The organism is Bacillota bacterium, from assembly GCA_040755295.1.
In the GTDB taxonomy this organism is placed as follows: domain Bacteria; phylum Bacillota; class Desulfotomaculia; order Desulfotomaculales; family Ammonificaceae; genus SURF-55.
On sequence record JBFMBK010000006.1, the window covers coordinates 132,024 to 154,559 of the forward strand.

The window sequence follows — 22,536 nt, forward strand, 5'->3', positions numbered from 1 at the left end:
GGCTGCTTTGCACCCCTCTATGCAATAGACAAACGAGCTTTCCCCTGAAAACTCAGAGATTCCCGTGAGACTCCAAAACCTTTGCTTCCTCCCACCACTCATCCATTTGTCTCAGGTCAACGTCTTTCAACTCCAGCCCTTTCTCTCTTGTCCTTCGCTCGATGTAATTAAATCGGCGTATGAATTTTTCGGTGGTCTTGTTCAACACCTCTTCCGGGTCCATGCCCTGAAGCCTGATGACGTTGACAACCGCAAATATAAGATCCCCGAGTTCCGATTCCATCTTCTCGGGCGTTTCCATCACGGCGGCCAGTTCCGCCGCCTCCTCTTGAACCTTGGTCATCGCTCCCCGCCAGTCAGGCCAGTCGAAACCGACCCGCGCCGCCTTTTCCTGTACCCTGATGGCCCGCAGCAAAGCCGGCAACGACCTGGGGATCCCGTCAAACATCACGGCATCCGGTTTTTCAACCTTCTTCAGACGTTCCCAGTTAACCGCGACCTCTTGACTGTTCTGCACCTTTGTTTCCCCGAAGACGTGAGGATGACGGAAAATCATTTTTTGGGATATGGCCTGTACCACGTCCGCGAAAACAAAGTGGTCCGCCTCAGACGCGATCTGGCAGTGTAAGACGATTTGTAGTAGTAAGTCTCCCAACTCCTCGCAGAGATTATGCGGTTTACCGCGCTCTATCGCGTCCAGCACCTCATATGCTTCCTCTACGAGATACTTTTTGAGGGTCTGGTGCGTCTGTTCTTTGTCCCAGGGACAACCGTTTTCGCCCCTGAGCGCGGCTATCATTTCTAAAAACAACTCCATCAAGGCAGGAGCATCACCTGGTCGACGCGGTCCTGCGGCGGTAAAAATCTTCGAGACCTTCCCCGGTTCGGGCGCCGCCTGTTTCCGGCGGCTTAAGACGAACGACCCGGGTTTTTTGGTCAATGCGGCCAACGGCGGAAGATAAACGCTGGTTAGATGGTCGAACCATGGAGGCGTGTCGAGCCTGCAAAGGGGAACATCCGCCCGTTTTTCCTGGCCCGGTACGGAAGCCGCGCGGATAACCGTAACCGGGTGGTCGCCCGGATAATATTCTTTAAGAAACAGCATGACCTCCGACGCGACGGTGCGGTTCAGCACCTGCATCACAATTGCAGGCAGAGACGTGCAAACACGGTCGGGGTTAAGACCCAAGCCGTCAAGGATTGTCATCCCCCGGACAGGGTCGAGCCGTAACGAAACATAAATGGCTTCTATAAAACTCATGGCCGGAAGCACGTTGACCTCCAGTGCTTCACTCTCGGCCTTTTCGATGATCAACCTGCTTGGTTCTTCCGTTACCAGTGGATGCCCGGGGACCCCATAAACAATCCGTGATTTTGTTTCCCCACCGGCGCCGTTTGCCGCCTCAAGAACCGCCGTCGCAATACGGTGGTACACCGTCTCAAGGCTTATTTCCTCTTCGTAAAAACGGTCAAAGGTCTCAAAGCGGATCCCCTCACCCTGAAGAAACGGCACTACCGGATGTTTTCCGGTCCGTAAAAATATAATCCCCGTCTGACGTAACATTTCTATGACGCCGACGGGGATGGCTTCCCGGTTTCCCGGCCCGAGGCCACAAATTATTATTTGGCGCGCGGCCATATTCGCTTTCAACCCTCACTAAACTTGAAGTAAAAGTTTAAAGTCAGACAATCAGAATTCTTGGAAATTCATCTGCAGGAATTCCCTAAATGGATTCTGAGATCCGACCAACCTTCAGGCATGCATTAACGGGCAGCCCGAAGCTCCACTGAAAAACGAATACCGGTTGCTCAACTCTTCTAAAGCCGCCTTGGCTCAACCAAAGATCCGCGTTTACTAACTTAAACCGGACCCCAGGTGAATTATTGTTCCATCTGTTTGGCCAAAAAGCCTGCAGCCGTCTCCGCCAACTTTAACTCCAGTTCGCCCATCTTAACGCCCGCGTCGCGTGATACCAGAACCACGGCGCCGATCGGATCCCCTTCGGCAACGATCGGCACAATCACCTCCGAAGAGAACTTGCACTCTCCGTTCTCCGTGGTCAGACACTCTTTGCAAAGCGGATCATCGCCGGGGCAGTTAATCATTGTCGGTCTTCGGTTCTCCATAACCTTTTCTATGGCGGGCCCGATTGGTTTATTTAGAAATTCTTTTTTTGCTGCGCCTGAGACAGCAATAATGGTATCACGGTCGGTGATCATCGCAAGATGCCCGACCGCCTCGTGAAGAGAGTCTGCATACTCCTTGGCGAAATCCCCGAGTTCACCGATAGGCGAATACTTCTTGAGGATAACCTCACCGTCCCGGTCCACGAAGATCTCCAAGGGATCACCTTCACGGATTCTAAGTGTGCGCCGGATTTCTTTCGGTATTACCACCCTGCCCAGGTCATCAATTCGCCTGACGATACCTGTTGCCTTCATGGTCTACCTTACCTCCTTTATAAATATCCTGCGGGATTTAATTCTGCGTCCATCTATAATGTAGTATACAGCAGGTTAGTTTCCCTTATTCATATTTTACCAGAACACCGCCTCCCTTGGACGAACGTTCCAAGCCATTATTATAATGGAACTAGCTTAATTCTTCAAGAAATTCTGTAAATTTTTTCAGGGTCGCAATCGTTTCTTGTCGCTCTTTGGCTGGTATAATGGCCTCAAACCCGTCTTCTCCCTGAAAGAACCTGGCGGTATAACTCCTGGCAACCGTAGCCAGTTTGTCGCTTTTCAAGGAGTGGCCGGCGGCAAAAACGAAACGGCAGTAGTTTCCCTGGCGTGTCACCAGCTTTATGCGTAATCCGCGCGCATACGCGCGGAGGAGCGCGATCGAAGTGAGGTTCTTTAGCGGTTCCGGCGACGGCCCGTAACGATCTTGGAGCGAAGCTTCCACAATCTGTACATCTTCCGGCGTCACCGTGTTGGCTATCATCTGATAAACCTCCATTTTTTGGTGCTCAGGAACATATCCCTCCGGGATAAAGGCGGGTATGGGCAGTTCCACCAGGGTCTCCACCGGCGGCGTAGAATCCTCGCCACGAAGTTCCTGTATCGCTTCCCTCAACAACCGGCAGTATAACTCGAACCCTACCGTTTGAATATGGCCGTGCTGTTCGATACCGAGGAGATTGCCGGCCCCGCGTATTCCCAGGTCCCGCTTTGCGATTTTAAAGCCCGCGCCTAAATCCGTAAAATCACGGATGGCTTGAAGGCGCTGGCGCGCAGGTTCATTGATTATTTTATCCCGCTGGTACATAAAATAGGCATAAGCCAGACGATTCGTCCTCCCGACCCGCCCGCGAAGCTGATAAAGCTGCGCCAGGCCCAGTTGGTCGGCTTCCTTAACAATAAGCGTGTTTACATTCCCGATGTCGAGGCCGTTTTCGATGATTGTCGTCGCCACAAGCACGTCAAACTTTCTGGAGATGAAGTCCAGCATCACTCTTTCGAGGGCTTCTTCGGGCATCTGGCCGTGGGCGTGGGCCACCCTCGCTTCCGGCACCAGGCCTTTAACCCAGGCCGCCACCTCGCTTAGTCCTATGACCCTGTTGAACACGAAATAGACCTGTCCCCCGCGCGCGAGCTCCCGCCGTATTGCTTCCCGTACAAGAACGGGGTTTTCCTCGACAACATAGGTTTCGACGGGAAGACGGTCCGGCGGCGGTGTTGCAAGAAGGCTGCTGTCTCTGATTCCGGTCAGAGACATGTAGAGTGTTCTGGGAATCGGGGTAGCCGTCATGGTTAATACGTCTAACTCACGGCGCAGGAGTTTCAGTTTTTCCTTCTGTCCGACACCGAAACGCTGCTCTTCGTCAACGATAAGTAAGCCCAAGTCGGCAAAACGGACGTCGTCCTGAAGCAATCGGTGGGTTCCGACAACTATATCGACCTTCCCGGTCCTAAGCCCCGCGATAACCTCCCGCTGCTCCGCCGGCGACTGAAAACGGCAGAGCCACGATACCTTCACAGGATAAGGATTAAAGCGCTCTTTAAAAGTCTGGTAATGCTGCTGAGCCAGAATCGTGGTGGGTACGAGAACTGCAACCTGTTTCTCATCCATCACCGCCTTGAAAGCTGCTCTTAAAGCCACCTCGGTTTTACCGTAACCCACGTCGCCGCAAAGTAGACGGTCCATAGGCCGGAGCTTCTCCATATCCGCGGCGACTTCTTTAATCGCACGCAGCTGGTCCGGCGTTTCCGTGTGGGGGAAGGCGTCCTCGAACTCCCGCTGCCAAGGGGTTTCTTTCGAAAAAGAAAATCCTTTTGAGGCTTCCCGGGCGGCATAAAGCGACAACAGGTCCAGCGCCACCTCACGTACCGCGTGCCTGGCCTTTGCTCTGGCTCTTTTCCATTCGCCGCCTCCAAGCCGGGAAAGGCGGGGCGCGGCATCCTCCCCGCCGATATAGCGCTCAAGCACCCCCACCTGGTCGGCGGGTATATACAACCGGTCGGCCCCGGCGTATTGCACCAGGGCGTATTCCTTTTTTATGCCTTCGACCGTCAGGGTTGTAAGACCTTTGTAGCAGCCGACGCCGTGGTCCGGATGAACGACGAAATCCCCGGGGCGAAGCTCCGGCCTATCCCCCACCTGCTCGGAAGGCATCCCCGTCCTTACCGCAAGCCGCCGCGGCTGCCCGAAAATCTCTCTTCCGGTCAGGATAACGGTATGCGCCTCAGGTGTAATCAGACCCTCGCTCAACTCACCAAGGGTCACGACCACTTCTCCGGGAGTGACTTGCGGAATGCTCAGGCGGTACACCGCCTGAACATTCCTTTCCTTAAGACCGTCCACCAGCGGTTCCGCTTGTTCCGGCTTCCGCAGCAGGATAACAACGGCGTTATCACGCCGCCACTGCTTAATCTCATCCGCAAGGGCGTCGATCCGGCCCAGAAAATTCGGCGCTGTCTTTGCCAGGAGGCCCACGGGCTCGGTGGAGCTTGGGAAGGAAGGCTTTTCCGGCAGAAAAGACGTCATCGCCAACGGACGCCGGCTAAAGCCCCTGGCGATCTCGCTCCAAGTTTTGTACACACGGCCCTGACGCGGCAGAAAAGCGCCCGTTTCCTGAAGCTCCGCAACGAGCTTCAAGGTTTCGGTTTCGGCCTTGCCTGCAACCGCCGCACATTTTTGCGGTTCGACCATAACGGTCATGCCGTGGGGAGCTAAGTAGTCAAGCAGTTGCGCCGTTTTTTCATAAAAAAACGGGAGAAGCGCCTCTCCGGTCGAAACATAACCTTCAGTGCGCAATGACTGCAAATCTTCAGTCACCCAGGTTTCAAGCCTGGCACGGGCCTGGGGAGAGGAGAGCGCGGCGGCGTACTCCTCGTAGTCTCTCGCAAGCCGCTGCGCGACTGCGGGACAGTCTTCTATTTTGCAGAAGCCCTCCGCGGCAGGTCCCACCGCGACTCTCCCCACCTTTTCTTTAGACCGTTGCGTGGCGGGATCGAAGTACCGGAGGGAATCGACTACGTCTCCGAAGAATTCTACCCGAACCGGGGCTTCCAACGCCGGTGGAAACAGGTCGATAATGCCGCCCCTGCGGCTGAACTTTCCGGGTGTTTCGACCATCTCCGCAGGTTTGTAACCGGTCTGCAAGAGATGCCGCAAAAACTCATCCGGCTCCAGAACGCTACCTTGCTCCAATACCCGGCACGCGTCCCGGAAGACATCAGGCGGTGCCAGCGACCGTAAAAGAGCGGGAGCTGTGGCGATAACGACTCCTGTCCCGCGGGTCAGCGTTTCCAAAGACGCCAGTCGCTGCCGCGGTATTAAGGCGCCGCCCGGGGCCTTTCCGGGAATATGCTCCCACGGTAAAAAAAGAAAAACCTCTCCCCCGAGAAGATGGCGCAGATCCGCCTGAAGCCTGAAAGCCGTATCATCGTCCGGCACTATCACGACCGCAGGCGCTTTCGATCCCGCCACTATTCCCGTTATGAAAAGGCCTTGTCCGGAACCACTCAAACCATAGACAGCCCTTGACTGCCCCTTGGATAGCGAATCGACTGTATCCCGGACCACGGGCGCGTCAACCCAGAGATTTATCAAACCCTGCATTACTATTTTGATTTTACCGCCAGCGGTTAAATTTATTCATCGCACGAGTCATGCCTTCCCGGAGCACACAGTCTACCGCACCGACCGCCGCTTCCAGGACTTCACCGACCCTTTCCCGCTCTTCCGAAAAAAACCGGCTTAATACATAATCCGCCGCTTCCCCTGTGGGCCGTCCGATACCTACCCTCATACGCGGGAATTCCGCCGTTCCCGCAGCTGAAATAACCGAGTCGACCCCCTTGTGCCCGCCGCTGGAACCGTCGTGCATTAGACGCAGCCGCCCGAGAGGCAGGTCCAGGTCGTCATAAACCAACAGCAACGCAGCAGGGGATAATGCGTTTTTCTTTAATAAGGATAATACCGCCTGACCGCTCAGATTCATAAAGGTCTGGGGTTTGGCCAGTATAACCTCCTCATGACCGATCCGGGCAACGGCCGCTAAGACCTTGCCGCGATTAATCCTTTTAAAGGCGGTGTCATAAAACCCAGCCAAGCGGTCCATAACTTCAAAACCCATATTATGTCTTGTTCCTGCATATTCCGCACCAGGGTTTCCGAGGCCAACGACCAGTTTAATATCCGTCATGAGGACCTCCTTAAGTTCAGAAGTCGGACGCAAGAGGTCAGAAGTCAGAAGCCAGTAGCCAGAACCCAGAATTAAAACACCTGTTTTGGATTCATGAAATGAAAAGCCTGTTTTTAAAAGCATACGATGGATTTTTTACTAAATAGGTTGTCATTAACGTGCCTCTAATTCTAACTACTGAATTCCGAATTCTGACCCTGAATAATACTTTTAAGCTGTGCCGTCTTTTATATTGTAAGCATCCGGTGCCGTTTTGCAATAATCTTTAGGAATTCAGCAACTCTCTAAACCGTAAACGTAAAGGCGAAATATTGCTAACGTGCCGTATCAAGTCCCCGCTCCCGCGCTGAAATTCCTTGACAATAACTGATAATTTAGCTAAATTGAGAATAAGTCTTTCCAGTGTCAGGAGTTAAAATTTTCGCAAAGGCAAAGTCAGGTGGCGTTCACTATGGTGCACCTCCCCGCAAACCTGTGGCTCCGAAGGCTCATCTATGCCTCATTCATATTGATGATCATCATAGGAGGGTACTGTCTGGCGGATTTCGAATTGAAAAGACTGGAACGGCCCGGTTATTGCGCGAGCTGCCACGAAATCCGCCCCGAGTATATCGCCTGGAAAAACTCTTCCCACAGCGAGATCGACTGCCTTACCTGCCACGGCGGCGACAACAGCGGCCTCGGACGCTGGGCGCGCCGGGGCACCGAAGCCCGAAACGCTTTTCACCACTTTTTCGGCAAGCCGGAATATCCTTTCAGACAATCACTTACACCGCAGAACAGCGTCTGCGGGCAGTGCCATTCATCCAACCGGGAAATCACCCCGTCCGGCGACATTATAGTACCGCACCGGGAGCATACCACCGTGACCGGAACGCCTTGCGCCGCCTGCCATGTTGACGTCGTACACGCCCGCGCCGGCAAGCGGATGACCGCGGCCCTGCAGAAGACCGGGGGAAAAGAAGGTCCGGCATTCGACACGCTGGAAAAAGAGATTAAAAGCTTAGGGCCGAAAGAACACCGGCCTTTAATGGGCGCATGCATGAAATGCCATAACGGTAAGATAGCGCCGTCGGCATGCGCCGCCTGTCATAAGGACCTCGATATCCCGGAGAATCACAAACCGAAAGACTGGCCGTACAAACACGGCTCTGCCGCCCGGAAAGACATACAGGGATGCGTTTATTGCCACGCGGTGCTGCTGGATGTGGCGCGGCCGGGAGAAAAGGTCAGCCTGATGCAAGGGGTGCGGGGCAACCCGTTCTGCATCGAGTGTCACGTAAAGCGGCCGGTTACCCACGGGCCCGACTTCAAGCTCAAGCACAAGTTCAGGGGGGAGAATAACCTCGCGGGCTGTCTGGTCTGCCACGACGCCAAGCCCAAAGGATCGGTCACCGCGCAAGATATTGTGGCGTGCAGCGAGTGCCACCATACGCCGGATACCCATCCGGATAATTACCGTAAGCTGCATCCCAAGATCGTGGCGAAAGAGGGAGCGACCCAGTGTTTCAAGTGCCACGACACCACGGCCTGCTCTTACTGCCACACCGAGGGAAGGATCGGATTGCCGTAGATTAAGAGTGCACGCAGTCCCGCGTTTAAAGAAGTGGTGCAGGCAGACGATTAATTTTAATAAGACGCCTGGTATCCTGCATGAAAGGCCGAGCCTGAATCCGTATCGGCCTTTCATGGGCGAAATGCGGTTTTGCAGCTTCATTTACGCCATTCTTTTTTTGTAAATGGATAGTGGAGTTTGGAATGACGGAGGAAAAAAAGGATAAAAAACCACCGGTCAAGATACGACCGGTTTTCACGGTTATAATCGGGGCGGCGGTTCTCACAGCGGTGGCCGTCCTGTTGATTTTCCGTTTCGGCATGCCCTCCCGGGAAAAGACCGCCGAACAATGGCTGGAAGAAGGCCTTCAGGCGTACCAAAAGAAGGACTTTTTTACCGCCGCCCGCGACTTTAACGAGGCCGCACGTCTCGACCCGAAATCAGGACATGCCTTTTATTATCTGGGGCAGGTTTACGATTCCTGCGGCCGGCGCGATGAGGCGAAGACATGTTATATAAAGGCCCTCCGCTGCGAACCCTCCCTTGCGGCGGCAAGCTTTAATCTCGGACTGCTGTACGGTCTGCAGCGGGCCCCGGAAATGGAACTGTCGACGCAGGAGCAGGCGATATCCAGTAATCCCGCCTTTGCCGCAGCATGGTTTCGTATAGGCGAGCTTTACTACGCTCAGGAGAACTGGGCCGAAGCCGCCGGGTCTTATGCAAACGCCGGGCGTAACCCTAACGCCGTTTTGGACCGCAAGCTCATAGAAGAACGACTTTCGGAGGTTGACAAGCACCTCCCTGCCGGCACGGTGATGAGCGCCGAAAAAGAAGCCCCGCCGGAAAAGGCCCCTTCCAGCGACCGCCTCTGTACGCGCTGCCACGCCGGGGTCCCGCATCACCTGAAAAAGGACAACACCAAGAACTGCCTCCGCTGCCACGCATCCCACAACCCTCTTTACCCGCCGAAGCTGGAGGTGCCGGAGAAAAACCAGTGCCAGGTCTGTCACTTCGAATACGGCCCCGAAGCCGTCAAGACCGCCCGGAAGGAAGGATCCCTTGTCCATATCCCCCTGGTCAACGGCAACTGTGCGGACTGTCACCGGGAGCACGCCCTGGGCGAAAAATGCGAATTAAGGATAAACCAGCGGGCGCTCTGCTTCACCTGTCATCCGGATTATAACGACGAACTGTCCCGCCGGGTCAAGCACCCGCCTTTTACCAACAGTTACTGCACCGACTGCCATAACCCGCACATAAGCAAGTATCAAGGCCTTCTTTGGGGGCCGCAGCGACAGATGTGCTACAACTGCCACTTCGCCTATAAAAACATCAACGATCTCCCCGTGCAGCACTCGCCTTTCAAACAGGGGTTCTGCACCTCGTGCCACGAGCCGCACGCATCAGATCACAACGGGCTGCTGAGGATAAGCCAGGTACGGCTTTGTTACAGCTGCCACTTCGACCGGGACGCCGATCTCGCCAGGCCGGTAAAGCACAAACCTTACGCGGAAGGGCGCTGCTGCGACTGTCACGACCCGCACGCCACCCAGACTAAGGGACTTTTACCCGCGCCCTCGCAGACCGAGTTCTGTCTGCGCTGCCACTCGCGCGGCTATGTTTTCGGGCCCACCCATCATCCGGTGCCGGAGGGCCTGGCCTGCACCAAATGTCACGACGCGCACGCCGGCTTTGAGAAGGCGCTTCTGCCCAAAAGGAGTCCGGACCTGTGCCTTGACTGTCATACCTTCGGCAACGGCAAAATGGCGCTGGTCTATTATAAACGCAGCAAGCACGGCAAGCTGTCCTGTTTCGACTGTCACGGAAAGGAGGGGTTCGGGTTCAAGTTTGAGACCCCGTCGGAAAAACTAATGGTCTGTCTGAGCTGTCACCCGGATTTCGCAAGCAAGGTAAAGGTGAAAAACGGCAAGAAAATGTTCCTGCACCCGGTGGGCTCGCCTTGGACGGACATAAACACCGGAGACCTGTTGACCTGCAGTTCCACCTGTCATAACCCGCACGGCACACCCTACCGGAAACTCCTTGCCGGGTACGGGGACGGTCTCTGTATTATGTGCCACCGCGACAAAAAGAGTATAAAGACGTAATTTTAGTCTAAAAACAACTTGTACTTGTGTATTACTAAATGAGAAAAACTGATTAGTTCACGAGGGCGAGTATACGATGGTTCGTTAAGTTATCTTTCAATTAAGCAGTTGTTGTCTGAGCCCTTGTATGTTAAAATAAGGTTTGTTTAGTGTATCCTGCAATAAGTCGGTATACGGAGGCAGGAACGGATGACCAACGAAACTGAACTGAATGTCGCAGCAAACCGGCAGGAAGGCGCAGTACCGCTCGGCCGGGCGCTGACCATCCTCGCTGTGGTGCTGGGCGTGGTCATTGTGGTCGGTTTGATTATAGGTTACGCCTTTTTCTGGGGCAAGTACCAGCGCCAGACTTTCGACGACGTCGTAATGGAGGCGGCGCAGCACCGGGTCAAAGAGAACCCTAATGACGCGATCGCGCACCTGGAGCTGGGATACGCCTATCTCCTGCGCCAGGAAACCAAAAAGGCGATGGCGGAATACAACAAGGCTTACAAAATCGACCCGAAGAACCGGCAGGTGCGCTACAACCTTGCCCTCGGGCACACGGCGAGCAAGCAGTACGAAGAAGCGATCAAGCTTTTACAGCCTCTCGCCAAGGAAGGCGTCTTCGACTTTGACTCGCATTATTCCCTGGGTGAGGCATATTATCTTAACGGTCAATACCCCGAAGCCGTGAAGGCGTATGCCGAGGCCGGCACCATCAAGCCGGGTTACGCCAACACCTTCTATGCCATGGCGCTTTGCTACGAAAACATGGGGGACAAGAAGAACGCGCTTGCCTCCGCGGACCGCGCGCTGCGCCTCGTACCCAACTACAAGGAAGTCCTTGACTTTAAGGCGAGGTTGAACGGAGAACAGGCGGGGGGTGAAAAGCGTGAATAACGAGGCCCTGGAAACCAGACCCGCCGGCAGGCAGATCAAGCGGGAGCACGTGATAATCGCCGCGCTGGTAATCGCGCTTTTAGCTACCATATTCTTCGCCTGGATGTTCCTGCGCAAGACGAACCCGATGGAAACCATCAAGGCCGCCGTTATGCCGATAAAACCGCCCCGGTGGGTGGCGACCATTTACGGCGAGGGTAACGTTTTCCTCCAGAGCCCCCGTAAGGTGTCCGTGTTCGGCAACCGGATCTACGTCTCGGACACCGCGAACCACCGGGTGGTGGTATTCGACTACAACGGGCATTACGTCCGGAAGTTCGGCGACACCGGCGACCAGAAAAACCGTCTTATGTACCCGTACGGCGTCGCGGTTATCGGGAAAAAGGTTTACGTCGTTGACGCGGGCCTGTCGAAGGTCGCCGTCTTCAACCAGAACGGCAGGTTCGAACGCTACTTCGGCGAAAAGGTCCTTCAACGTCCGGTGGATGTGGCATTCTACCAGAACAGGCTCTTTTTCACGGACGTGGGCCGCCAGCAGGTGGTTGCGCTCAACCTCTCGGGTAAAGAGGTGCTGAGCATCGGCAAGTACGGGACGGGCGGCAGCGGCGATTTTTACTACCCCAACGGTCTGGCGGTGGCGCCCGACGGGCGCATCCTGGTGGCCGACACCAACAACAGCCGGGTGCAGGTTTTCGACGCCAAGGGCAAGTTCCTGGAGATGTGGACCGGCAACATAGCCAAACAGGAAGGGTTCTTCGCCTCGCCGTCGAGCATCACTCTCGACAAGAAGGGTAACGCGTACGTGGCCGATCCGCTCTGCCAGCGGGTGAGCATCCTCGACCCCAAAGGAAAACTTGTCTACGCCTCACAAGAGGTCGGCCCGCCGGATAATAAGGATTCGCTTGCCCTTCCCACCGGGGTATGGGTCGACGGAAAACAGCGTCTTTACGTGGCCGATTACGGCAACTCGCGTGTAGTGATCTACGACCTCAAATAGGTTGACCCAACCGTAACGGTTGGTTATATACACAGAAGAACGAGAAAGGGGGTGAACAAAGATGAGCAAAGCAAAACTGTACCTCGTGCTCGCGGCAGCGCTTGTGTGCACCCTCGCCTTCGCGGCGCCGGCCTTCGCCTGGACCCACGGCAATTTTTCGCCCACGACCGACGCCTGCGCCGGCTGTCACGTGGCTCACGCCGCCTCAGCGCCCAAATTGCTGAAGGCGGGCCCGCTTCAGACCACCTTCTGCTACCTCTGCCACGGTGACGGCTGCGTCAGCGCGCCTTATGACATCAAGAACGGCAGGACGTGGGTTTCCGGAGCGGTCTACGAGCCTTCCACGGCCGGCGGTTTTGTACAGCAGTACAACGGCGCAACTTATGACGCCGTAAAGTCGCGCCACACGGTGGAGGGATACGCGGCTGACACCAGCGCCGGCGCCGGCGCCTGGGACGGTGCTTCCGTACTCACCGCCATTCCCGGCAGTCCGAATACCATCACCGGCGGCAACTTCCGCTGCGGTTCCTGTCACGACCCGCACGACGGCGGCACGGTACCCGACGGGAGCTGGCAGGTTCTCGGCGCGGCAGGGTCTGCGAACCCGCGGCTCCTGCGTCGTTCCATTACCGTAAGCGGTGACACTTATACCGGTCTTTACGTGGGATTCACTTTCTCCTCGACGGTAGGCACATTCACTTACGGCAGCCCGTCGGTCGATTCGGGCGTGTACAGGGTAACGGAATACGACAGCGGCAGTACCGACTACTGCGGCGCCTGCCACAACAAGTTCGACGTGGGCACCGACTCCGGTCATACCGCGGATTCTTACGGGATGTACCGGCACGCGTTCGACATCACACTGACGGAAGGCACTTACATCAGAGCCGGCACATATCGGGCGCCCACTACGATAACCATGGCCGGCACACCGCTGGAAGACGGAAACCGTGTGGCATGCCTGACCTGTCACCGGGCGCACGGCACCACGGCTACCGCCCAGGGCTGGGCCTCGGCTTGGCCGCGCTCCGAAGGCGGCAGCAGCACCACCTCGGCGCTGCTCAGGATGAATAACCGCGGTGTCTGTTACAACTGTCACGACGCCGCCCGGTACAACCTGCCGACCACGTAATTGCGGCTGGTTGTGTGTTGAAATTCATAATGACTAACGAACGATCCACTTCCGGGAGGGGCAAGGCCTCTTGCCTCTCCCGGAAAATTACAGAACCGGCAGCGATACGCCACCGGTAATTTTTGCAGCTGTTTTGATGGTTTATTGTGGTTATTAAGGATTATGTTGCTACATGTTATATTATATCGTTTCTTGTCGAAAGTCATTTATTTATTGGAGCGGCAAGGTGTCCTGTCCTTATACCATAATTTATTTTAATTGTCCTAAACCGCTCCCAACAAGTATTACGCCGCCCGGAAGGTTTCGTCAGCACAACAGTGGGGTGAAAGATGAAAATGGGAAAGATTAAAAGCATCTTGGTTTTCATATCGGCTCTGGCCTGCGTGCTGGCTTATACGGCGCCGGCCTTCGCCTGGACCCACGGGGGCTTCGGTTCGACCACCGACGCCTGCGCCGGCTGCCACGTGGCCCACGCCGCCCCGGCGCCGAAGCTGCTTAAAGCCGGGCCGTCGCAGACCCAGTTCTGCTTCCTTTGCCACGGCGACGGCACGACAAGCGCCCCGTACGACGTCGAAGACGGCTATACGAGGGCTACGGTCGGCGGCGGTGTTTACCCTTCCACCGCTGGAGGGTTTGTGAACGAATTTGTTGACGCTAACGGAAACTATGTTATTGATGGTGGAGAGCTAAAATCGGTGACCTCCCGTCACAACGTCTGGGGATTCGTTTACGGCGAAGAAAACACCGCAGCGGCGGGTACAACCGACAAATACTTCTGGATCCCGGGCGGCAGCAACCAGTTCAGCAGCAACGGATTCGTCTGCAGCTCCTGCCACGACCCACACGACGGCGGCCGGACGCCGGACGGGAGCGGCTACATCAAAGGCAGTGCCGGAGCAGCCAACCCGCGGCTGCTGCGCCGGAGCATCACCGTACAGGACGCCGCTTACACCGACCTGTACGTTGCGTTCAAATTAGCGACCGTCGGCTCATTTTCCTACTCGACGACCGCCTCGGGCGTTTACCGGGTGACCGCGTACGCCAGAAATTATTCAGCGGAGGGTGATTCCGGCGACTACGCCGCCGGCACCACGCGGTGGTGCGGCGCCTGTCACAACAAGTTCCAGACAGACGAAAAAGACCTGCCGGATACCAAACACGAATCGGCCGGGCCCGGCCACGCCGTATACCAGTACGGGATGCACCGCCACCCGGTGAACGTGCCGCACGCCCTTCTCCCGAGCACGGCGGACGGAAGCATGGACACCGGCACGCCGCTTGAGACCCCGACAGCCGCTGAAACCGGGTGCGGCACCTGCCACCCCGACATGTGGGCCGGCGCGCCCACAGGCGACACCGTCGGCAACCTGGGCTGCCTGACCTGCCACCGGGCGCACAGCAGCGCCGCCGCGGTAGCCGGCTGGGCGTCGGCTTGGCCGCGCGACGCCACGGACCCGGCGACCGGCGACGCGATAAGCGACACCTCGGCGCTGCTCAGAATGAACAACCGCGGCATCTGCTACAACTGCCACGGCGCCGGGGAGTATAACTGCTGGAACGACATCCGTTTCGACGGTATCAGCTCAGCGGACGGCGTTCCCGACTGCGGCGACGTTTGCCACTAGGACTCTAATCCGGCGGTAAACATGCGGTCGATCTTAACAACGATATCAGGTGCAGCGGGAAGGATCCGACATTTGAACCCCGGATCTTCCCGCTCCAATTTTCCGACAACAATGAAAAGTCAATTAGCCGGCACGCCTGGTATTGCTATTTAATTAGGATAAAGGTTTAGCTGAATGACTCATTCGTCTCGGAAATCGATTTCAAGCAGGAAATCACGCGGGAAGAACCTGTGATAAAGGGGTCCCTCCCTATTTTTATTTGGCAATATATTGAGTGCTTTTGACTTAGTTTCAATGCACGGTCAAATTAAAAAAAAAGAGACTTAGCGTTCTGTTCCACTTATGAATTATTAGAGAAAAGATTCCGGGGGTTGCAGGTTTTGTTCACGGAGGTGGGTTCTGTGGGCAGGTTAAAGCCATGCCTCATTAGCTTATTGGCTTTGTTATTTTTTACTGCATTGGCAGTGCCGGCCTTTGCCTGGACCCACGGGCAGTTTTCGGCCACCACCGACGCTTGCGCCGGCTGCCATATCGCCCACGCCGCCGAAGCGCCGAAGCTTCTCAAAGCCGGACCTACGCAGGCCCAGTTCTGTTTCCTCTGCCACGGCGACGGCTGCAGCAGCGCCCCCTACGATGTTAAAGACGGTGAAACCAGGGCCGTGGTCGGCGGCGGTGTTTACGCCTCCACAGCCGGGGGGTTCGTAAACGAATTTATTGACGCCAATAGCAATTATCAGGTGGATGCCGGGGAGATCAAGCCGGTAACCTCCCGGCACAGCGTCTGGGGATTGCCCGGCGAAACCGGTGGCGTCATCGGAAATGACAACCGGGACGACCATCTCTTTATTCCCGGCGGCACCAACCAGTTCGCCGGCGGCAGCGGCTTCGCCTGCGCCTCCTGTCACGACCCGCACGCCGGCGGCAGGACGCCGAACGACGGGTACGTCACCGGAACCGCCGGCAGTTCCAACCCCCGCCTTCTCCGCAAAAGCATCACGATCCAGGATGGAGCGAACACCAATCTGTATGTGTCCTTCCGGATGCAGACGGTCGGCACCTTCTCTTATACTCCCGGCGCCGGTATTCCCGTTGACTCCGGGGTATACACCGTAATCGGCTACACTTACGGCAGCACCAAATGGTGCGGGGCGTGCCACAACAAATTCAAAACCGCGAACTGGGATTTCCGACCGGGGCAGGGACACGCCAACTTTTATCTGTCCATGTGGCGGCACCCGATGGACGCCCACGTCCTGCCCCCGCCGGGATTCGACGGCAGCATCGCCACCGGCACCCCCGTAGAGGAATACGAGTCTGATTTCGGGGTTAAACGTCTCGCCTGTCTCACCTGCCACCGCGCGCACAGCACAATCGCCGACGCTGATGGTTGGGCATCAAGCTGGCCGCGGGATTTAGGCGCCCCCACACCCGCCAGCAATACGTCGGCGCTTTTGCGTATGGAAAACCGCGGGGTTTGTTTTAACTGTCACGGTGCGGGCCAGTACAACTGCTGGAACGACAACCGTCTTGTTCTGGCGGAAGACGGGGTTTCCTACATACCGATGGATTGTTCCAACTGTCATCCCAGCACCGAATGGCACTTTACGGTGGGCGGCGGCGGTTATGACTGCAGCGTGTGTCACAACTGATGAGAAATAAATAAAACAGCCGACGAACAGTTGATCTGGGTTATATATTCGCGCACAATTTAGGATAGCGAGGGTTGAAAAAAGGTGGCCGGTGTGAAACGGATAAGATCGTGTTTCGTTTTTACAATGGTATTGTGCTCCGTGTTAATTCCTGCGGCTGCGGCTTTTGCCTGGACCCACGGGCAATTCAGCGCGACCACGGACGCCTGCGGCGGCTGTCATGTCGCCCACGCCGCCCAGCTGCCCAAACTTTTAAAAGCCGGCCCGACACAGACCCAGTTCTGTTTCTTGTGCCACGGCGACGGCTGCAGCGGCGCGCCTTACGACGTGAAAGACGGTTATACGGCTGAGGGAGTCAGCAAGGTGAGATCCATCGCCGGCGGATTCGTCAATACATGGAACGGTGTAGCGTTCGTGCCGGTGACTTCGCGCCATAACGTCTGGGGCCTGGTTGGTGAAACCGGGGATACCATTGACGAAAACACTATACAACTTTTTATACCCGGCGGCACCAACGTCTTTACCGGCTCGGGTTTTGTCTGCAGCTCCTGCCACGACCCGCACGCCGGCGGCAAGGTACGGGGAACCGTAAGCTGGAAACCGCCGGGTTCCAACAGCACTTACAGCATTACCCAGGCCATGATGGGGAACCCGCGCCTTATGCGCACCTCTATCTTTGGACAAACGACCGACAGCGTAATCTTCAGGTTCCGCACCGTCGGCAACTTCACGACCAGTTCAGGGGTGTATCAGGTAACGGCTTACATCTACGGGAGCACATCCTGGTGCGGCGCCTGCCATAATATATTCGACACCAGCACGTGCGGCGGCGACAGAATGCCCGAAGGAGGGCACGCAGCCGAACGCCTCGGCATGTGGCGCCACCCGATGGATGTTCATACCCTCGCGCCCAGCGGTCCCGGTATGGGCGGTTACGGGCAAATCGGTTACATGGGCCTGATAGACGGCACGCCGCTTGAATTGTGGAACTACAGCGCCGCCGTTGCGTTAACCAGAAAGGTCGCCTGCCTCTCCTGCCATTACGCGCACAGCACCACCGCCGTTATGAACGGATGGGCTGCAAGCTGGCCGCGGGATTCAGGCGCTCCCACGTCTACGGGTAATACCTCGGCGCTTCTGCGGATGAACAGCCGGGGCATATGTTATAACTGTCACGGCGCCGCTCAGTACAATTGCTGGAACGATCCCCGTATCGACTGCACTCCCTGTCATACCAGCCCCTTACATACCGGCGATTGCGATCTTTGTCACTGATCGATAACAGCAAATGTACTACCATTATTACACTATATATTACATTATTTCCGGGGACGATCCGAAGATTTTCAACGGAGCTTCCCGCTTTCTTTCCTCCAAAAACGCCTTCCGGCCGGGTATATTTAATTAGGGGTTTTCATCGCGCCCTGAAACTAAACCATACACAAAACAAACAATAAAAAACATTGCATCTAATTAATCCCTAATGAAGGAATTTTGTCCTAATGCGGTGAATTCGTTTAAGCTAATTAGGAGGTTAATCGGCGTGGGACGGGCAAAACCGGTTTTTATCATTATATTAAGTTTCTTCTGCATGGTAACCCCTGCGGCGACTGCCTTTGCCTGGACCCACGGCCAGTTTTCCGCGACCACCGACGCCTGCGCCGGCTGCCATATCGCTCATGCCGCCCCGTATCCCAAACTTCTTAAATCCGGCCCCACCCAGACTGATTTCTGCTATCTCTGCCACGGGCAGGGCACGACCGGCGCCCCGTACGACATCCAGTACGGCAAAATCGTTGCCGGGGGGACTTCCTATTCCTCGAACGCCGGCGGATTCGAAAGACAATGGACGGGCCCGGGAGAGAACGACTATCAAGATATAACCTCACGGCATACCGTATGGGGTTATCTTCCCGACGCCCTTAATCTGGCCGGCGCCTGGAGCGGTGAAGGCGCCAAACAGTTCACAATTCCGGGCGGCACGGACACCCTCACCGGGAACGGTCTGACCTGCGGTTCCTGCCACGACCCGCACGCCGGGGGCAAGACGCCGTCCACCGTTTCCTGGACCCCGCCGGGCTCCGGCGCCTCCTATAACGTGGCCAACGCCGTAAAGGGAAATCCGCGTCTGCTGCGCACGACCATCTTCGGCAAAACCGTCGACAGCGTTATTTTCACGATGGAGTCGGTCGATACATTCACTTACCTTGGGGTTCAGTCCGGGGTCTACCGGGTAACGGAATACGTATACGGCAGTTCTTCCTGGTGCGGCACTTGCCATAGCAGGCTCGACACCGGCACCGCCGGCGACAGAATCGCCGGTCAGGGCCACGCCGGACAGTACCTCGGTATGTGGCGCCACCCGATGGATGTACACGCCACGCCCCCCAGCAGCGCCGGTATGGGCGACGTGACCGTCGACACGGGCACCCCCCTGGAGATCTGGACCTCCGGCTTTAACGGCCTCCCCGATAAGGTATCCTGTCTGACCTGCCACCGTGCGCACAGCACCACCGCGCAGATGGAAGACTGGGCCACGGACTGGCCGCGGGACGACGGCGGCAGGGGCGACACCTCCGCCCTTCTGCGGATGAATAACCGGGGCACCTGCCATAACTGTCACGGCGCAGGCCAGTACAACTCCTGGAAAGACCCGCGTATCACCTGCAGCGCCTGTCACCCTGATACGGACAGCAGCCACAACGGTGACGGCGGCGTCGATTGCTCCTTCTGCCACCGTTAGATGCAACATTAAATGATTATATGTGATTTCTGGCCAATTATCGGGTTTGCCGTGGGGCGCAATTGGTGTTTTGCGCTTTTCGTTTTCCCTAAAAGGCCTTCCCGTGCTGTATTATCTTATAGGCATAAAAAATCACACCGGGGGGATTTCAAGATTTAAAAATCTCCGGAAAAGCAGGAATATAAATACAAGGGGCGAATTTTAATACATTCAAGGTTGAACCAATCCGGCTGCAAAGGGGCTATGAAGTTGGCAACCTCAAACCGGTACCGGGTTTACGCAGTAGTGTTAATCGTTGTAATAGCAGTTGCTCTCGGTGCAAGGTTGTTAATCGGTAAAAAAGCGGTGGTTACCGGGCCGGATATTGTGCCGGGCGACGTGACCCGGGTAATCGCCGGGAAGCCCGGACAGGAACTCAACACCCCGCTCGATGTGGCGGTGGCCGAAAACGGCCGGACGTATATTGCGGACTCCTTATCCGGACGGGTGCAGGTTTTTTCGCGGTGGGGCCGGCCGCAGGGTCTTCTCGGCCAGGGAAAACTCTCGTTCTCGTACCCTAACACCGTGGCCGTAGACGCAAAGGGAAACGTGTACGTCGGGGAGTTCGTCACCGGCCAAATCAGGGTCTTCACCGATAAGGGAAAGCTGCTCCGGACTCTGGACGCCAAAAGCACCGGAGCGGCGATCGCTCCGCTCGACATGGCGGTTGCCCGCGATGGTGGCCTGCTGATCGCCGACCGCCGGGGAGCGGTACTGATCCTTGACCGGAATGGACGGGTGCAAAAGCGGCTCGACCGGATTCAGGGCGCTTCGCCGGAAACGCTGTCCTATCCGAACGGTATCGTCCAGGACGAAGACACCGGACGTATTCTGGTCGCCGACAGCGGCAACCGGAGGCTTTTGGTCCTCGACCGGGAGGGAAAGCTCGTCCGCACAATCACCAGCGGAAAGATGTCACACCCACGCGGCGTGTGCTTTTTTGACGGGAAGTACATCGTTGCCGCCGACACGTTCAAGAACGATCTGCTGGTTTTTGACCTTCTCGGCAGGCTTGTCAAAATCGTGAAGGTCACGAATCAACCCGGGCTCACCTATATAATGCCGAACGGATTGTGTGTTTACGAAGACCGGCTTTATGTCGCCGACAGGGCGCATAACATCGTCCTCGTTTTCGGCAGGGGAACGTAGATAAAACTCAACGGCTGGAAACAGAACAATCTATTATTCGGACTTGCAACTCGGGAAATCACCTGGCCGTTTTATAGGGGGAATTCACCATGCCGGGTAAAAAAAGAAGGTCGCTGCCGCTCGTTTTCGCAATCGCCGTTATGCTGGCGGTCTTAGGCGGGCGTTTCCTGGCGGTTGCCGTGGGCACCGATGTCTATGAAGGCGGGCAGGACAGCCAGCCCGTGGAGGAGTTCGCGCCTTCCGCCGAGGACATCGAGCCCCCCGCCCCGCCTACCGGGCTGACTGTAAGCGACCCGGGAACCGGCGATTACCTGATGCTTCAATGGAACCCGAACTCGGAGCCGGACCTTCTGGGATACCGCATTTACCGGGCGATAAGCGACGGGGTGAACGCTCCTTCCGACAGCGATTATCAGCGGCTTGGCGGTTCCATGGTCGATACACAGTCCGCGGAGTACATCGACAACACGGTCAGCAGGGATGTTTACTATTCTTACCGGGTGACCGCGGTGGACCAGTCAGGTAATGAATCCGGGACCCTCCCGGCCGGTTCAACCTTCGCCGTGGACATCACCCCCCCGGCGACACCGCAGGGTCTTAAAATAAAGGAACTGGATACAGGGCATGACGCCGTTATTTCCTGGCAACAGAACACCGAGCCCGATCTTGCCGGTTACCGGCTTTACCGATCACTCGAAGCCTCGGGCCCTTTCGAGCTGTTAAAGACTCTGGACCGCAACGAAAGCGTCTGGAAGGAAGAAGGCCTGACCCAAGGGCAGTGGTACTATTATTATCTTGAGGCCTTCGATGAGAACGGCAACAACTCCGTTCCCACTCCCGTCCAATCCGTACGGCCGCGTCAGGCGGTATCCGTGGGCTTCGAACAGGACGACGCTCAAATACCTGCTTACTTGTCTATCGAGATCGATTGCTCCGCGCTTTTCCTAAACATTCCGGGGGACGTTATTACAGTCGGAGCGCGCGCCTTGGACAGCGACGGTAACGAGATCCCTCTTTCAGGCGTCTTCCGGTTCGCTACCACCTTCGAACGCTTCATGAATCCCTTCGTTACCGGCACCGGCACGGCTGAGGCCACCTTTACCGCCGACCAGTTGGGCGGCGGCGAGATCGCGGTCGAGTATTTCCCGACCGGAACCGAGGACCCGGCGCTGGTAGCCGCCACAAACGTGCGGGCTTTGTACTGGCGGATCTCTTTTTCGGTGTCCGGCGACAAGACGACTACAGGATCAAGCGATATCCGTCTTGACGCCGCGGTAACCGATCAGGAAGACAACCCGGTCAGCGACTATGCGGCTAAAGTCATATTTGAAACCACCGCCTCACCGGACCCGCTGAAGGATAAAGGAGTTAATGAAAAGAAAGGGAACAAACACGTTAAACGCCGCGCCGGCCGCTGGCACGGCCCGGCACACGCCAGTATCGTATCCAACGGCCGGCAGAGCGGTATATCCTCAGGATCCCCCGGCGTGGACGGCACGATCGAAGCCCGGTGGGTCGCAAGCACCGTTCCCGGCACCACGCGGGTGCAGGCGGTTTTGTACTACGATGATCTGCGCGGTGAATCCACGCCTAAACGGGTCGACGCGTCGGGCGTGTTCACCATAGAGGTCATCCCGGGACCGGCGCGATATGTCGGCTTCTCCCCGGATAGCGTGAGTTTCGATGGTGAGCGCCCTGAAAAGGTCACCGTCCAGGTATTTGACGCCTTCGGCAACGCCACCGAGGATTACAGCAGGGACCTCAGGATTTGGGTTCAGGCGCCTCCTGACAGCCCGGCGGATTTCTCTGTGGACGGCGGCGGCATCTGGTGCGGTTCCGGGCTCTGGATACCGGTCGAAATAGAGCAGGAACTGCTTGTCCGCAGCACGTCTGAAGAATTGATAAATAAACAATACATACTGGTAACCCGGGTCGAAGGCGCCCACCTTGATCCTCCGCCCGGCGTGGCGCAGGTCAACCTGCCGCTTACGGCCGAAGTTAATG

Annotated in this window: 15 protein-coding genes; 11 read left to right on the forward strand and 4 right to left on the reverse strand. The window is 56.5% G+C overall.

The window, feature by feature from the left end; translation table 11 throughout:
* Positions 1 to 52: 52 nt before the first annotated feature.
* From mazG to pth, 4 genes are all read right to left on the reverse strand, one after another.
* The gene (mazG, locus tag AB1500_06605) at positions 53 to 1,639 is read right to left on the reverse strand and encodes a nucleoside triphosphate pyrophosphohydrolase (protein ID MEW6182834.1); all 1,587 of its coding nucleotides are present in this window, start codon (positions 1,637 to 1,639) and stop codon (positions 53 to 55) included.
* 242 nt (positions 1,640 to 1,881) lie between these two features.
* The gene (spoVT, locus tag AB1500_06610) at positions 1,882 to 2,442 is read right to left on the reverse strand and encodes a stage V sporulation protein T (protein MEW6182835.1); all 561 of its coding nucleotides are present in this window, start codon (positions 2,440 to 2,442) and stop codon (positions 1,882 to 1,884) included.
* A 151-nt stretch (positions 2,443 to 2,593) separates the two neighbouring features.
* A complete protein-coding gene (gene mfd, locus AB1500_06615; GenBank protein MEW6182836.1) occupies positions 2,594 to 6,058 on the reverse strand; it encodes a transcription-repair coupling factor in 3,465 nt (1,154 codons plus the stop codon).
* A 22-nt stretch (positions 6,059 to 6,080) separates the two neighbouring features.
* Complete coding sequence (gene pth / locus AB1500_06620; protein MEW6182837.1) at positions 6,081 to 6,644, reverse strand: aminoacyl-tRNA hydrolase; 564 nt, start codon at positions 6,642 to 6,644, stop codon at positions 6,081 to 6,083.
* Positions 6,645 to 7,104: 460 nt separating this feature from the next.
* Between pth and AB1500_06625 the strand changes: the two genes are divergently transcribed.
* From AB1500_06625 to AB1500_06675, 11 genes are all read left to right on the forward strand, one after another.
* The gene (locus AB1500_06625; GenBank protein ID MEW6182838.1) at positions 7,105 to 8,226 is read left to right on the forward strand and encodes a cytochrome c3 family protein; all 1,122 of its coding nucleotides are present in this window, start codon (positions 7,105 to 7,107) and stop codon (positions 8,224 to 8,226) included.
* A gap of 185 nt (positions 8,227 to 8,411) precedes the next feature.
* On the forward strand, positions 8,412 to 10,316 hold the full coding sequence (locus AB1500_06630) for a cytochrome c3 family protein (protein MEW6182839.1): 1,905 nt from the start codon (positions 8,412 to 8,414) through the stop codon (positions 10,314 to 10,316).
* 189 nt (positions 10,317 to 10,505) lie between these two features.
* A complete protein-coding gene (locus AB1500_06635; protein MEW6182840.1) occupies positions 10,506 to 11,198 on the forward strand; it encodes a tetratricopeptide repeat protein in 693 nt (230 codons plus the stop codon).
* Complete coding sequence (locus tag AB1500_06640; protein MEW6182841.1) at positions 11,191 to 12,195, forward strand: 6-bladed beta-propeller; 1,005 nt, start codon at positions 11,191 to 11,193, stop codon at positions 12,193 to 12,195. The genes AB1500_06635 and AB1500_06640 overlap by 8 nt, the downstream gene beginning before the upstream one ends.
* Before the next feature lie 61 nt (positions 12,196 to 12,256).
* Positions 12,257 to 13,327: a cytochrome c3 family protein gene (locus AB1500_06645; protein ID MEW6182842.1), complete on the forward strand. Its 1,071-nt coding sequence runs from the start codon at positions 12,257 to 12,259 to the stop codon at positions 13,325 to 13,327.
* A gap of 335 nt (positions 13,328 to 13,662) precedes the next feature.
* On the forward strand, positions 13,663 to 14,952 hold the full coding sequence (locus AB1500_06650) for a cytochrome c3 family protein (protein ID MEW6182843.1): 1,290 nt from the start codon (positions 13,663 to 13,665) through the stop codon (positions 14,950 to 14,952).
* A gap of 401 nt (positions 14,953 to 15,353) precedes the next feature.
* Positions 15,354 to 16,601, forward strand: a complete 1,248-nt coding sequence (locus AB1500_06655) for a cytochrome c3 family protein (protein MEW6182844.1) — start codon at positions 15,354 to 15,356, stop codon at positions 16,599 to 16,601.
* A gap of 93 nt (positions 16,602 to 16,694) precedes the next feature.
* The gene (locus tag AB1500_06660; GenBank protein ID MEW6182845.1) at positions 16,695 to 17,876 is read left to right on the forward strand and encodes a cytochrome c3 family protein; all 1,182 of its coding nucleotides are present in this window, start codon (positions 16,695 to 16,697) and stop codon (positions 17,874 to 17,876) included.
* 268 nt (positions 17,877 to 18,144) lie between these two features.
* Entirely contained in the window at positions 18,145 to 19,344 is a 1,200-nt protein-coding gene (locus AB1500_06665) for a cytochrome c3 family protein (protein ID MEW6182846.1), read from the forward strand.
* A gap of 249 nt (positions 19,345 to 19,593) precedes the next feature.
* Entirely contained in the window at positions 19,594 to 20,532 is a 939-nt protein-coding gene (locus tag AB1500_06670; protein ID MEW6182847.1) for a hypothetical protein, read from the forward strand.
* An 89-nt stretch (positions 20,533 to 20,621) separates the two neighbouring features.
* A partial coding sequence (locus tag AB1500_06675) for a hypothetical protein (protein MEW6182848.1) occupies positions 20,622 to 22,536 on the forward strand: 1,915 nt, incomplete at its 3' end.